This window comes from Cellvibrio sp. QJXJ (genome assembly GCF_024452345.1).
Lineage (GTDB): Bacteria > Pseudomonadota > Gammaproteobacteria > Pseudomonadales > Cellvibrionaceae > Cellvibrio.
The window spans coordinates 1069719-1084592 of sequence record NZ_CP101662.1 but is presented as its reverse complement, the minus strand read 5'-3'; the positions used below and the strand labels follow the sequence as shown (position 1 = coordinate 1084592).

Sequence of the window (14874 nt, the reverse complement as noted above, 5' to 3'; positions counted from 1 at the left end):
GATTTATGCTAACGCCCGAAGTCGTCATGGATTTATTTGCCGAAGCCTTTTATCTCACTATTTTGATGTTATTAGTGATTATCGGCCCCGGTTTGATTGTGGGGTTGGTGGTGAGTATGTTTCAGGCGGCAACCCAAATTAACGAGCAGACACTGAGTTTTTTGCCGCGTTTGATCGTCACTATTATTACCCTGATGATTGCTGGTCCTTGGTTACTTAATAAATTTATGGATTTATTTAACCGTTTGTTCTCCAGCGTGCCCAGCCTTATCGGTTAGCGCAAAACCACCTTCCATAGCGATTTGCCCATATGCAAGAACTGATTATCAGCGAAGAACAACTTATGCAATTTATCGGTCAGTATATCTGGCCGTTACTGCGCATTAGTGCGTTTTACTTTGCGGTACCAGTTATTGGTGCACGTACAGTACCTGCGCGGGTGCGTATTATTTTGTCGCTGTTCACGGTAATCATTCTGGTGCCCGTATTGCCACCAGCGCCCGTCGTGTCTTTTTTATCGGCACAGGGTTTTATGATGGTGATTCAAGAGGTGTTAATTGGCCTCGCCCTCGGGTTTTGTATGCAGGTGGTAATGCACGTATTTGTATTGGCCGGGCAGTTTATTGCAATGAAAATGGGTTTGGGTTTTGCGGCGATGAATGATCCCTCCAGTGGCGTGAGCGTGACTATTTTGTCGCAGTTTTATTTGCTCTTGTCCACGTTGCTATTTCTCAGTGTTAATGGCCATTTAGTCGTTTTGCAATTAATGGTGGATAGTTTTACTACGTTTCCTATCGGTGGTGCGGGTATAAATAGTGCGCACTTTGCGACTATTGTGGGTATGGGTTCCTGGTTATTCAGTGCGGCCCTGTTAATTACCTTGCCACTGTTTACCTCGCTATTAATTGTAAATATGTCATTTGGTGTGATGAGCCGCTCAGCACCACAGATGAACGTATTTACGGTGGGTTTTCCCATCACGCTTATTCTCGGTTTTATTTTAATGTGGTTTACCTTCGCCAACTTCCTGCCAGTGTATTTTGACATTATGGAAGAGGGCATAGGTGTGCTGCGTACTTTGGCACTAACTCCTTAGGGGCTGCCCCTTAGGGTTTTATAGGAGCAACCTATGGCCGAAGATGACGACAGCAGCCAGGAAAAAACGGAAGAGGCCAGTGCCCGAAAACTTGAGAAGGCGCGCGAAGAGGGGCAGGTTCCCCGCTCGCGCGACCTTACTACTACGGCAGTGTTAATGGTGGCGGCCATAGGCCTGTATGTTTTTGCAGAATTTATGGGCAACAAACTGATTGGCATTAGCCGTGAAAGTTTTACCCTCACGCGCGCGGCTATTTACGACCCCAATGCCATGATCGCCCACCTTGCGGCGGCTATTTACGACGGCCTGTTTAGTATTGCGCCCTTAATGGTTTTATTACTTGTTGCGTCCATTGTTGGCCCTATCGCATTGGGTGGGTGGAATTACAGCACCAAAGCCGTGGAGCCAAAACTCAACCGCATGGACCCTATCGCGGGTATCAAGCGGATGTTCTCGGTGAAATCCCTCATTGAATTATTAAAAGCGCTTGCCAAAGTACTGGTTATTTTGGGCGGCACTATTTTTATCCTGAAGTTTTTTGCGCAAGACATGTTTCGCTTGGTGGATGAAAGCACCAATGTCGCCATCATTCATTCATTGGAAATATCTATCCTCGCCACCATTGCACTCTGCGCGACTACCATTGCGATTGCGGCGATTGATGTGCCGATTCAGATTTTTGAATACAACAAAAAATTAAAAATGTCGCGGCAGGATCAAAAAGACGAATCCAAAGATACGGATGGTAAACCTGAAGTCAAAGGCCGTATTCGCCAATTGCAGCGCGAAATGGCGCAGCGCCGCATGATGTCCAATGTGCCGCAAGCCGATGTGATCATCACCAACCCGGAACACTTTTCGGTCGCGTTAAAATACGACCCCGAAACCATGGAAACGCCACTGATGATTGCCAAAGGTGGCGATCACACCGCGCTAAAAATTCGCGAAATCGCTAAAGCGCACAATATTGAAATTATTCAGTCGCCGGTATTGGCGCGCGCGATTTTCTACACCACCGAAGTGGATCAGGAAATTCCCTCCGGCCTGTACCTCGCAGTTGCCCAGGTATTGGCATACGTATTCCAGCTGCGCAATTACCGCAAAGGCAAGGGCGACAGGCCCGCTTACCCCCGCAACATCAACGTCCCGCGCGACTTGCGTTACAACGCCTCGGGTGAGGTGGATTAATCGCTGCACTTTTTATCGTTGTACTTTTTTAAGCAATTGTTATGAATCGGTACACTTCTTGCGATAAGCACAGGTAAATGATTTCACCGTCAAGAATCCGTGCTTATGGCCTTACCATCGTTTAACCAACTGAATAACTTCAACGGCAGAGCCGCGCTGGGTTCATTGCGCGGTATGGGGCGTGGCAATTTGGGAATTCCCATTTTGCTAATGATGCTGTTGGCGATGATTATTTTGCCGATTCCGCCGCTGCTATTGGATATGTTTTTTACCTTCAATATTGCCCTGGCGCTCGTTGTGTTGCTGGTGTCTGTGTATGCCATGCGCCCGCTGGATTTTGCCGCATTCCCCGCGATTCTTCTTATTGCCACCCTGTTGCGCCTCGGCTTGAACGTTGCCTCCACTCGCGTAGTTTTACTTGAAGGTCATAACGGAGGCGATGCAGCGGGGAAAGTAATTGAAGCTTTTGGTCATGTAGTTATTGGCGGAAATTTGGCGGTGGGTATTGTGGTGTTCATCATTTTGATGATCATCAACTTCGTGGTGGTAACCAAGGGTGCGGGCCGTATTTCCGAAGTGAGTGCGCGTTTTACCCTGGATGCAATGCCCGGCAAACAAATGGCGATTGATGCGGATTTAAACGCGGGTTTGATCGATCAGGATCAGGCGCGTACCCGTCGTCAGGAAGTCTCTTCCGAAGCGGATTTTTACGGCGCGATGGACGGTGCGAGCAAGTTTGTTCGCGGTGATGCGGTTGCAGGCATCATGATTATGTTTATCAATATTTTTGGTGGCTTGGCGATTGGTATGGCCCAGCATGATTTGCCATTTGGCGAAGCCTTTGAAAAATACACCATCCTCACTATTGGCGATGGTCTGGTTGCACAAATTCCCGGACTGTTGCTGTCGGTAGCCTCGGCGATTTTGGTGACTCGCGTTAACAGTGCCCATGAAATGGGGGCGCAGGTAGTCAGTCAGATGTTTGCGGCCCCTAAAGCTTTAGCTGTTTCGGGAATCATGCTGATCGTGATGGGGTTGATTCCCGGTATGCCGCACGTTGCCTTTTTGGGTTTGGGTTCTATTTGTGTCGGCCTTGCTTATTACATCCACTGGCGTAAACAGCAGCCTGCAGCCGTTGAGGACAATTCTTTTATTCCCGCAGGTACTCGCTTGGCTGGTGATGCACCAGGCGGTGGGCAGGGTGGGGCGACCATTGCGCCGCAGCGTATGACGCCCGCATTGCCAGCCGGTACTCCCGAGGCGCCCGAGTTGGGGTGGGACGATGTACAGCCTGTCGATGTGATCGGTTTGGAAGTTGGCTATCGCTTGATTCCGATGGTGGATAAAAACCAGGGTGGCGAATTACTGGGTCGCATCAAAGGTGTTCGCAAAAAACTGTCGCAGGAAATGGGCTTCCTTATTCCGTCGGTGCACATTCGCGACAATCTTGACCTTAACCCCACGGGTTATCGCATTAGCCTGATGGGTGTGTCCATGGCCGAGGCTGATGTCTACCCAGATCGTGAATTGGCGATTAATCCCGGGCAGGTTTTTGGTTCGCTGGAGGGGTTAAAAACCAAAGATCCCGCCTTTGGGTTGGATGCCATCTGGATCAACCCTAACCAACGCGAGCAGGCGCAAACTCTGGGTTATACCGTGGTTGACCCGAGTACGGTGGTGGCGACGCATCTCAATCAAATTCTGCAGCAGCATACCTTTGAGTTGCTCGGCCACGAGGACGTGCAAAAGCTGTTGGATATGCTGGCGAAATCATCGCCCAAATTGGTGGAGGAGTTGGTGCCCAACACGCTGAGCATCAACGCGCTGCTCAAGGTGTTGCAAAACCTGCTGCGCGAGCGGGTGCCGATTCGCGATATTCGTTCCATCGCCGAAGCCTTGGCGGGCAGTGGGATAAAGAGTCAAGATCCCGCCGCTTTGACGGCCATGGCAAGGGTGGCGCTGTGCCGTCAAATCGTCCAAAACATCATTGGCAACGAGCGCAACCTGCCTGTAATCACGCTTGAGCCTAGTTTGGAACAGTTATTGCTAAATACCGTTCAGCAGGCACAAAAAGCTGGCGCTGATGACAGTGCGTTTATTGAGCCGGGCTTGGCAGACAGGTTGCAACAGTCATTGATTAATGCAGCCCAGAAGCAGGAAATGGCAGGCAAACCGCTGGTTCTTTTGGTTGCCGCACCCTTGCGCCCCATGCTGTCCCGCTTTGTTCGTCACAGCGTTCCGGATATGCGGGTACTGGCTTATACCGAAGTGCCTGACAACAAACAGATCAGTATCGAGGCCAGTGTTGGCGCCGACAAAAACAACTGATGTGTTAAGTCAATTTAATCGTTAACCAGGTGGCCCACCCCGGGCGGGAGTTGAGTATGCAAGTCAAACGTTTCGTAGCGGCTGATATGCGTCGTGCGTTGGAATTGGTTCGCCAGGAATTGGGGCCAGATGCCATCATTCTCTCCAGCAACCGTATCCCGGAGGGGGTTGAGTTGCTCACCACCATGGGCTCTGACTACGAGCTAAAACAACTGCAAACGCGCCCCTTTGCCGAGTCGACCTTTGCGTCGAGCGAGCCGCTATTGAGTGATGGCGATATATCTCCCCGGATACTGGAGCGTCAACCGACTCGCAAAGTTGCCCCGGTGATCACCCAGATTCCTGATCACCCGAACGTCGGCAAAACCGGCGCCCAATTAGCGGACGACATAGAGCGTGCCCGTCTGCGTATGATTGCCGCGCGCAAAGCAGAAGAATCCGCCAAAGAGTTTATGGTGGGTAAGAATACGGTAGTGAATGCCGGCATTCCCCGTCATGCAACTGCGCCAGCAAGCCCCCCTAAAAAAGGCATGAGCGCCGCCGAGCGCTATCCGCTGGTTGATCCTGTGCCCGCAGTCAAAGAGCGTAATTTAACTCCCGAGGCAGCGTCATTTCGCGAAGCACTGCTCAGTAATACTCGCAATGCCCAGGATGCAAAAATCGATGCTTTGCTGACCAAAGAGAAAGCAGCACCTGTATCAATTACCCCAAATATTGATACCTTCGACCAAAATACCCAGCTTAATAACCTGCAGGCAGAAATTGCCGATATGCGTTTGTTGCTGGAACAGCAATTGGATCGCCTTAGTGGTAAACAAACCATTGCGAGCGATTCCCCGATTTTGGCCAGCATTGCCCGTCGCCTGGAGCGTTTGAGCTTGCCCAAAGACGTAGTTGCCAAGGTGATTAATGCCTGTACGAAAACCAAAACCCTGAGCGAAGCCTGGCCCGATGCCTTGGCAAACCTCGCACATCAGCTACCCATCAATGGCCGCGACATTGTTGATCAAGGCGGAATCTTTGCGTTTGTAGGCCCCACCGGTTCGGGTAAAACCACCACCATTGGCAAACTGGCTGCACGTTATGTCATGCAGCATGGTTCAGACAAAGTGGCGATTATTACTACCGACACTTACCGTATTGCCGCGCACGACCAGCTGCGCTCACTGGCACGTATTCTGCGCGTACCAGTGCGTGTTGTGGATGAAGCTAATCCGCTGGATACGGTATTGCGCAGCCTGCGTCACTGTTCCTTGGTGTTGATCGATACCGCTGGTTTCCGCCACGGCGACCCACATTTAAAAGCCCAGCTCAATGCTTTGGCCGACCAACCACAGGTAAAAACCTATTTGGTGATGTCGTCCAATAGTCAGGCGCAAATGCTCAAAGCCTCGGTTCACGCCTATGGCGCGGCGCGCTTGCAGGGCTGTGTTCTCACCAAGTTGGACGAAACCGCCAGTATCGGTGAGGCTCTGGGTGTGGTGATGCAAAGCCGTTTGCCCGTTGCCTACACCACCGATGGCCAGGACATTCCTAAAAATTTGGAGGTGGCGCGGGCGCATCAGTTGGTTGCCAGAGCGGTGGCATTGCTGAAAACCAGTTCAGAAACGGCGGTTTCTTAGCCAAAGAAAAGCTATAACCCTATGATTTTTACAGTGAAACTGAAATTAATCGGATCTTTTTCTAATCCCTATCTATACTCAGTTCACCATTAGAGTGCCAACAAACCGTACCGCCAGTTTTCTGGCGCCAACCCCGGCACACTTAAGAAGAATATGTTTGGAGTTACGTGTAGATGAGCCAAGTGCGACCAGTACAAGTTATCGCTGTGTCCGGCGGTAAAGGCGGAGTAGGTAAGAGCAATATTTCCGTCAACCTGAGTATTGCCCTGGCTGAATTGCGCCGTCGAGTTGTACTGCTCGATGCTGATTTAGGCCTCGCCAATGTGGATGTATTGCTCGGCATTCGCGCCACCCATACCCTTGCGGATGTTCTCGCCGGCACTCATTCGCTCAGCGATGTGTTGGTCACTGGCCCCGCCGGTGTAAAAATTGTTCCGGCATCCTCGGGTGTACAGCGTATGGCGGAGTTGAGCAGCGCCGAGCATGTGGGGCTTATCAATGCCTTCAATGAACTTTCCGATCAAGTGGATATTTTGGTGATAGACACGGCCGCGGGTATCTCGGATACCGTGGTTAGTTTTGTGCGCGCCGCCAACGAAGTCATTATTGTCGTGTGCGATGAACCTTCTTCCATCACCGATTCCTACGCCCTTATCAAATTATTAAACAAAGAATATGGAATGCAGCGCTTCCGTGTGGTCGCCAATATGACGCGCACCCAACAGGAAGGCATGAATATGTTCAACAAACTCAATACCGTTTGTGAGCGCTTTCTGGATGTCACACTCCAGTTTGTAGGCCAAATTCCCTTTGACGAAAATGTGCGTAAAGCCGTGCAAAAACAAAAAGCCTTGTTGGAGTTTGCCCCTGCCTCCAAGGCGGCAGTGGCAATACGTGCGTTGGCCCAAGCAGTCGATAAATGGCCGCTGCCATATTCTCCCACCGGGCGCCTGGAGTTTTTTGTCGAGCGCTTGTTGCAGGCCGCGAATGCGCGTTAGCAATATTCGCATACGCAGTTGCATAGACATTGGTGTGTGACTAGCGTTATGAATCGCTACTCACGAGAAAGTGAGGCAGGGTTGCCAATAATCACGGCAGTTTTTGCTAAACAAAAGGTGTTCGATGGCCGCAGTCAATGGTTTAGCCATGTACGATAAAAAGACCTTGCTCGATGCGCAAATCAATGTTGAAGACTTTGCTCCGCTGGTAAAGCGCATTGCTTACCACATGATGATGCGTATGCCTGCGTCTGTGCAGGTAGATGATCTGATTCAAGCGGGCATGATTGGCTTGATCGAAGCATCACAAAAATACGATGCATCCCGCGGTGCCAGTTTTGAAACCTATGCCGGTATTCGCATTCGCGGAGCAATTGTTGATGAAATGCGTCGTGGCGATTGGGTGCCCCGCTCAGTGCACCGCAATGCGCGCCGTGTTGCGCGTGCCGTTGCCGCCGTCGAGGCGCGTACCGGGCGCGATGCGACCGACGCCGAGGTCGCTGCTGAACTAGAGGTATCGCTGGAAGAATATTTTGAAATGCTGCAAGACTCCAACGGTAGCCGGTTATTCAGTTATGAAGAGACCTTCGGTGAAGAAGACAGCAATATCGACGCGTCCGAACACAGCAGTGCTTTTGTTAGCCCGTTTGAAGGGGTTCAGCGGGATGGGTTAAAAAAAGCTTTGGCCGAGGCGATTGCCTTGCTTCCCGAACGTGAGCGCATGGTGCTCGCCCTCTATTACGATCAGGAATTAAATCTCAAAGAAATTGGCTTGGTGCTTGGTGTTAGTGAATCCCGGGTTAGTCAGATTCACAGCCAGGCAGCCGCGCGTTTGCGCCACCGCCTTGGTGGTTGGCAGCCCGCGTAAACTGGGTGAAAAACAGCCAAGGGCAGTGTGGTTTGCTCGCCGTTGCCAGCAGAATCGCAAATTAGTCTGTAAATACAACAATTTGCGCTATGATTTGCAGTAAAAGTTGAAGATTTACGCGCCGCCACTGGCCGAAGCTTTAACTCCTACTAGACTATGAATTAATAAAATTCCCTTCTGGGTAATTGGAGGTTGCGTTGGATAAGAACATGAAAATCCTGATTGTTGATGACTTTTCAACAATGCGGCGGATCATCAAAAACTTGCTGCGGGATTTGGGGTTTTCCAATACCCACGAAGCAGACGATGGCGTAACGGCATTGCCGATGCTCAAAAATGGCGATTTCCAGTTTCTGGTCACTGACTGGAATATGCCGGGCATGACCGGTATCGATTTGCTCAAAGCGGTACGTGCAGACGAAAAGTTGCGCACCTTGCCAGTATTAATGGTGACCGCAGAAGCTAAGCGCGATCAGATTATTGAGGCGGCTCAAGCTGGCGTAAACGGCTATGTCGTTAAGCCATTTACAGCGCAGGCGCTGAAGGAAAAAATTGAAAAGATCTTTGATCGGGTCGGTTAATCACCGTCGATTAAATAATAAATAAGGCTCTGCCATGGCATCTGAAACCCAAACATCGTTCAACAGTGAGTTTGTTGTCGAATTGAGAGAGTGCGCCAAATTGCTTGCGGAAAAACTGCAGGGCAATGAGATTGAAGAAGCATCGCTCTTGATACAAACCATTACCCAATCGCGTGATCGCCATATTTTTCAATCGGTAGGGCGCCTGACACGCGGTTTGCACAATGCAATTGTCAATTTCAATGTGGATGCCGACCTAACCAAAGAGCCGCCCAAGATTGCCAAGTCTGATATTCATGATGCGTCCAATCGGCTCAATTATGTGATTGAACTAACGCAAAAAGCGGCCGAAAAAACCATGGACGTTGTCGATGAGGCTGCGCCTATCGCCATGAATTTGGGGCAAGAGGCAAATAGTTTACGCAGTGAATGGGCGCGGTTAAAACGCCGTGAAATGAATGCCGATGAATTTCGCCAGTTGTACGAGCGCATGGATATTTTCCTCGGGCAAATGGTCACCGGTACTGAACAACTCAGTAAGAATTTGCAAGATATTGTGTTGGAGCAAGGCTTTCAGGATCTAACCGGTCAAGTATTAAAACGTGTTATCGGTTTGATCAATGATGTTGAAAAAGACCTTGTCAGCTTGGTGCGCATTGCTGGGCAGGTCGAAGAAATTGCCGGGCTTGCAGATGATCGCGAAGTTGTCGCACACGATATGGAAATTATGCACAAGCGTAAAACTGAAGCCGAAGGGCCACAAATTAACAAAGAGCGCGCAGATGTAGTATCCGGGCAAGATGACGTTGATGATTTGTTATCAAGTCTTGGTTTCTAAGCTGTAGGTCACTCGAGGAACGTTGAATGAGTTTTGGTGATGACGAGGATATCCTCCAGGATTTTCTGGTAGAGGCGGGTGAAATTCTCGAACGCCTCAGCCAGCAATTGGTTGACCTGGAGCAGCGCCCTGAAGACAAAGATCTGCTCAATGCAATCTTTCGCGGGTTCCATACCGTAAAAGGGGGGGCCGGTTTTCTGGCGCTCACTCCTATGGTGGAATGCTGCCATCTCACCGAAAACCTGTTTGATATTTTGCGCAACGGCAAACGTGCGGTTACCTCTGAATTAATGGACGTAGTGCTTGAAGCACTCGACATGGTTAATCAGCAATTTGAATTGGTATCCCAGCGCGAAGAACTACCACCGGTGGACCCTGCGTTAATTGCCTCGCTTGAGCGATTGGTTTCTTGCGAAGACCTCAACGAAAGTGCAGCAGGAGCAGCAACTGCGGAAACAGCGGTTGCTAATCCGGAGACTACGGCAGTTGCCTCTGGGGACATTACGGACGCTGAATTTGAACAATTGTTGGATGCCATCGCCGGGGTTCCTGCCGCGACTGCGGCCTCTGCGCCTTTGGCTGAACCTGTCGCCACTGTATCCGGTGGTGGCGATGATATTTCTGAAGATGAATTTGAAGCGCTGCTCGATCAATTGCATGGCAGAGGCAAGGGGCCAGGTGTTCAGGCTGCTGCCCCGACACCAGCCCCGGCTCCTGTAGCATCCACAGCGGTCGGTGGTGGTGACGAAATCTCAGAAGACGAATTTGAAGCGCTGCTCGATCAATTGCATGGCAAAGGTAAAGGGCCGGGCGTTGTTGTCGATGCACCAGCGCCAGCTGCTGCTGTTGCGCCCGAGCCTGCAAAAAGTTCGGGTGACTTGATCAGCGATGATGAGTTTGATGCACTACTGGATCAGCTGCACGGCAAGGGTAAAGGCCCTGGCACAGGAGCATCCATTGCGGCAACTCCCGCACCTGTCGCAACAAAGCCAGCGCCTGCTCCTGAGGTTAAACCAGAGGCTGCTAAACCTGTTTCGCCAGCACCTGCAGTCAAGAAGGTAGAGCCGCCAAAACCAGCCGCAGCGACTGCTCCCGCTATGCCGGCAGCAGATAAAGAAGCGCCGCAAGTTGAAACTACCGTTCGTGTGGATACCCAGCGCCTTGATGACATTATGAATATGGTGGGTGAGCTGGTGTTGGTCCGCAATCGCTTGGTGCGGTTGGGTAACGGCTCTACCAATGAAGCCCTGGTAAAAGCAGTAGCAAATTTGGATGTAGTTACCGCCGATTTGCAGACCTCGGTCATGAAAACCCGCATGCAGCCAATCAAAAAAGTATTTGGCCGCTTTCCCCGTGTGGTGCGCGATTTGGCGCGTAGTTTGCGCAAAGAAATTAATTTGGAATTAGTCGGTGAAGAAACCGATCTGGACAAAAATCTGGTAGAGGCATTAGCCGATCCGCTGGTTCACTTGGTACGCAACTCGGTTGACCACGGCATTGAATTCCCTGATGTGCGCGAAGCGAATGGCAAGTCCCGCATTGGACAAGTTGTGCTTTCTGCAGAGCAGGAAGGCGATCATATTCTATTGTCGATTAGCGATGATGGTGCCGGCATGGACCCGGTTAAATTGCGTCGTATCGCGGTGGAAAAAGGGATGTTTGATGAAGATACCGCCAATCGTTTGTCTGACACTGAAGCCTACAATTTAATATTTGCACCAGGGTTTTCTACCAAAAAAGAAATTTCAGATGTGTCCGGTCGCGGTGTGGGAATGGATGTGGTGAAAACCAAAATCACCCAGCTTAACGGCACCGTCGAAATTAAATCCGAGTTGGGTAAAGGCACGCGCTTTATTATTAAAGTACCGCTGACGCTGGCGATTATGCCAACCCTCATGTTTATGCTCGGCCAACAAACTTTCGCTTTTCCGCTGGTGAGTGTGAATGAGATTTTCCACATGGATCTCACCAAGAGCCATATAGTGGATGGGCAGGATTGCGTCGCTATTCGTGATCAGGCAATTCCATTGTTTTATATGAAAGATTGGCTGGTTAAAAATGCGTTTGGTCATCGTCCTGACAACGCTCACGTGGTGATAGTTACCGTTGGTTCGCGCCGTGTTGGTTTCGTGGTGGATCAATTGATTGGTCAGGAAGAGGTGGTGATTAAACCTTTGGGCAAAATGTTGCAAGGTACCCCAGGCATGGCTGGGGCCACTATTACCGGCGACGGCACTATCGCGTTAATTTTGGATATTCCCAGCCTTTTGCGTCGCTACGCCAAGGGTTCCACCAGCTGGGGACACAGTTAATCTTCAGCGTGACCCTGCTGCGGTGAACGCTACACATGCCAGCAAAATGTCTGTTAAATATTTTTCCCTTGCGGAGTGTGATAGATGCCTTTCCGGGTATTAGTGGTTGATGATTCAAATTTCTTTCAGCATCGTTTGAAAGATATTATTAATGAGCACCCGGAATTAAAAGTTGTTGGTATCGCAAGCAATGGACGCGAGGCTATTGATAAAGCAGCTGAGTTAAAGCCTGACATTATCACTATGGATTTTGAAATGCCGGTGATGGATGGTGTGACTGCTATCAAGCACATCATGTCCAACCGTCGCGTCCCCATCTTGATGTTTTCATCGCTCACCTATGAAGGTGCCAAAATTACGCTGGATGCCTTGGCAGCCGGCGCACTCGATTTTATTCCCAAAGATTTTGCCGAGGTCTCGCGAAACTCCGAGGTGCTCAAGAAAAAATTACATGAGCGATTGATTACCCTCGCTGGCTCCGGCAATCGCTCAGTCCCACCGCCAGTTGCTACTACAGCGTCACCCGCGCCTGTGCCCGCGTCAGCGAGCAGCTCGTCATCTTTCAGACCTATTGCCGCACCGGCGCCTGCCGCTCGCCCTGTGTCGCCAGTCCAAGATGAGCCGGCAAGGCCATCTGGATCTGATAATTACCGTCTCAAAAATAAACCCAAACTTTTGGTCATTGGCGCGTCCACCGGCGGGCCAGTTGCTCTGGCCGAAGTGTTAATGGCGTTGCCCGCCAATTTTCCTTTGCCTATTGTGCTGGTGCAGCATATGCCGGAAAACTTCACTAAAGCATTTGCCGAGCGGCTCAACAAACAGTGCCATATCCGCGTGCGTGAGGCGGTGGATGGCGATCAATTGCAACCCGGTTTGGCGTTACTTGCACCGGGCGGAAAACAATTAATGCTCGATAAGCGCAACGGCGGTTCGGTGCGGATATTGCCGGATGATGAGCGCGTCAATTACAAACCTTCTTTGGATATCACTTTTGGTTCTGCTGCCAATAACTATGCCGATAAAGTACTGGGCGTGGTATTAACCGGTATGGGGTCGGATGGTTGTAATGGTGCGCGTTTATTAAAGGATGCAGGCTCGTCACTTTGGTCACAAGATGAAGCGAGTTGTGTAATTTATGGTATGCCAATGGCGGTTGCACGCGCCGGGTTAACCGATAAAGTGCTAAGCCTGAAGGATATTGGGCCGCGTTTGGTGAGAGAGGTTATGTAATGGATCTCCTGAGTATTATCGGCGTCATTATCGCGTTTGCGGCAATTATCGGCGGTAACTTTTTGGAAGGCGGTGGCATTGGCACTTTGTTGAATGGGCCTGCCGCATTTATTGTGCTTGGCGGTACCTTGGGTGCAGCCATGTTGCAAACGTCAAAAATAAATTTGCGCCGTGCCCTAAGAATTGTGGTGTGGGTTTTTAAACCGCCCTATGTTCCCTTTAAACAAGGTATTGCCAATATTGTGCGCTGGGCCGCAGCGGCGCGCAAAGACGGCCTGCTTGGGCTGGAAGAAATTTCCGAGCGTGAAAAAGATAAATTTGCGAAAAAAGGCTTGCAGCTATTGGTTGATGGCAATGAGCCAGAAGTTATTCGCCGTATTTTGGAAACGGATTTAATCGTAAACGAACAGCGCGATTTTGATGCAATTAAATTTTACGAATCTATGGGCGGCTATGCACCGACAATCGGCATCATCGGCGCGGTAATGGGCTTGATTCATGTGATGAATAATCTGGCCGATCCTGCGACCTTGGGGCCTGGTATTGCGATTGCATTTGTGGCGACCATTTACGGCGTCGCCTTGGCAAATCTGGTATTTATTCCTATCTCTAATAAATTGCGTATGTGTGTGAATGAAAATTCCCAATATCGTGAATTGATTATTGAGGGCATTATTGCGATTGCCGATGGTGAGAATCCCCGCTCAATTGAAATGAAATTAAACGGCTATTTGCATCCGCTTAACTGAGAAGCGCTCTTATGGTTCGCCGCAGAAGAGAAGATATTCACGTAAATCACGAGCGCTGGCTGATTTCTTACGCTGATTTCATTACGCTGCTGTTTGCATTTTTTGTGGTTATGTATTCCATCTCCCAAGTAAATGACAGCAAGTATCGCGTCTTGTCCGACACTTTCATTGAGGCCTTCCATAAACCAACGGATGCCCAATCCAATACTGAGCCAGCAGATCAGTCTGCGCCGGCAAATGATTTAATATCTCCCATCAATATGGATAACTCCGTGCGCGATGCGGAGCAGGTTGACGAGCAAGTGCCGACAATTGTGGATAACTCTCAAGGCGCCGCGAATGAAGTTGCTGAACAGCCTGATACTAAAATAAAAACCAGTGATGAATTAACGCAAATTTCTGATTTGGTATCTGAAAAATTTGCCCCCTTGATTACTGAGCAGCTTATTCAGGTGTCCAGCAATGAGTTGTGGTTGCAAATCGAATTAAAAGACAGCATTTTATTTTCGTCCGGCAGTGCGGATACCAGTGAACAGGCGCGCAAAATATTTGATGAAATTGCAGCGATCCTGGCGGGTTATTCTAACCCGGTGCAGGTTGAAGGCTTCACCGATAATATTCCTATTAATAGCGCCAAGTATCCCACCAACTGGGAGTTGTCTACCGCGCGGGCCAGCGCCATTGTTAAGCATTTGGCTGCAAATGGTGTTGCACCAGAGCGTTTGTCAGCAGTTGGTTATGGCGAGTATCAGCCCATTGCTCCCAATAGCTCTGAACAGGGTAGGGCGCAAAATCGCCGCGTTGCTATCATGATTGCCAAGCGCAAAATGGATCGTCCTAAAGTACAAGTCGAACCAGCAGCTACCTCGTCTAGCGCCTCTTCTCTAAATTAAACCCCATAAACAACCTGCTTTCGTCGTTATTCCCCCTATTGCGTTGAAAAAAGCTGCCGCTATAGAGATGGCGGAGTCATTACTTCTACTTGAAGTTGTCGTCTACTGGGCAATACTTAACATCCACTGCTTGAAAATTGATCGTCCCATGGAGTGATTGCTGGTCGATGA

General features: G+C 50.0%; 13 protein-coding genes. All 13 read left to right on the top strand.

Annotated features, from left to right (window positions below):
* Nucleotides 1-5 precede the first annotated feature (5 nt).
* The 13 genes from fliQ to motD all read left to right on the top strand — a co-directional run bounded on the left by fliQ (nt 6) and on the right by motD (nt 14703).
* Nucleotides 6-278: a flagellar biosynthesis protein FliQ gene (gene fliQ, locus NNX04_RS04640; RefSeq protein ID WP_040391667.1), complete on the top strand. Its 273-nt coding sequence runs from the start codon at nt 6-8 to the stop codon at nt 276-278.
* A gap of 32 nt (nt 279-310) precedes the next feature.
* Nucleotides 311-1096: a flagellar biosynthetic protein FliR gene (fliR, locus tag NNX04_RS04635; protein ID WP_007640904.1), complete on the top strand. Its 786-nt coding sequence runs from the start codon at nt 311-313 to the stop codon at nt 1094-1096.
* A gap of 33 nt (nt 1097-1129) precedes the next feature.
* Nucleotides 1130-2284 (top strand): flagellar biosynthesis protein FlhB, encoded by a 1155-nt coding sequence (gene flhB / locus NNX04_RS04630; protein WP_261947661.1) that lies wholly within the window; start codon nt 1130-1132, stop codon nt 2282-2284.
* Nucleotides 2285-2389: 105 nt separating this feature from the next.
* Complete coding sequence (flhA, locus tag NNX04_RS04625) at nt 2390-4612, top strand: flagellar biosynthesis protein FlhA (RefSeq protein ID WP_151057543.1); 2223 nt, start codon at nt 2390-2392, stop codon at nt 4610-4612.
* A 56-nt stretch (nt 4613-4668) separates the two neighbouring features.
* Nucleotides 4669-6234: a flagellar biosynthesis protein FlhF gene (gene flhF, locus NNX04_RS04620; protein ID WP_261947660.1), complete on the top strand. Its 1566-nt coding sequence runs from the start codon at nt 4669-4671 to the stop codon at nt 6232-6234.
* Nucleotides 6235-6407: 173 nt separating this feature from the next.
* Nucleotides 6408-7232: a MinD/ParA family protein gene (locus NNX04_RS04615; protein WP_007640909.1), complete on the top strand. Its 825-nt coding sequence runs from the start codon at nt 6408-6410 to the stop codon at nt 7230-7232.
* A 124-nt stretch (nt 7233-7356) separates the two neighbouring features.
* Complete coding sequence (locus NNX04_RS04610) at nt 7357-8100, top strand: RNA polymerase sigma factor FliA (protein WP_007640910.1); 744 nt, start codon at nt 7357-7359, stop codon at nt 8098-8100.
* A gap of 197 nt (nt 8101-8297) precedes the next feature.
* Nucleotides 8298-8681, top strand: a complete 384-nt coding sequence (gene cheY / locus NNX04_RS04605) for a chemotaxis response regulator CheY (protein ID WP_040391671.1) — start codon at nt 8298-8300, stop codon at nt 8679-8681.
* Between the two features lie 34 nt (nt 8682-8715).
* Nucleotides 8716-9519, top strand: a complete 804-nt coding sequence (locus NNX04_RS04600; protein WP_151057549.1) for a protein phosphatase CheZ — start codon at nt 8716-8718, stop codon at nt 9517-9519.
* A 26-nt stretch (nt 9520-9545) separates the two neighbouring features.
* The gene (locus tag NNX04_RS04595) at nt 9546-11831 is read left to right on the top strand and encodes a chemotaxis protein CheA (RefSeq protein ID WP_261947659.1); all 2286 of its coding nucleotides are present in this window, start codon (nt 9546-9548) and stop codon (nt 11829-11831) included.
* An 84-nt stretch (nt 11832-11915) separates the two neighbouring features.
* Nucleotides 11916-13061 carry a protein-glutamate methylesterase/protein-glutamine glutaminase gene (locus NNX04_RS04590; RefSeq protein WP_007640923.1) on the top strand — a complete coding sequence of 382 codons (1146 nt, stop codon included), beginning with the start codon at nt 11916-11918 and terminating at the stop codon, nt 13059-13061.
* Nucleotides 13061-13810: a flagellar motor protein gene (locus NNX04_RS04585; protein ID WP_007640924.1), complete on the top strand. Its 750-nt coding sequence runs from the start codon at nt 13061-13063 to the stop codon at nt 13808-13810. The genes NNX04_RS04590 and NNX04_RS04585 overlap by 1 nt, the downstream gene beginning before the upstream one ends.
* 11 nt (nt 13811-13821) lie before the next feature.
* On the top strand, nt 13822-14703 hold the full coding sequence (gene motD, locus NNX04_RS04580) for a flagellar motor protein MotD (RefSeq protein WP_007640926.1): 882 nt from the start codon (nt 13822-13824) through the stop codon (nt 14701-14703).
* Nucleotides 14704-14874 lie beyond the last annotated feature (171 nt).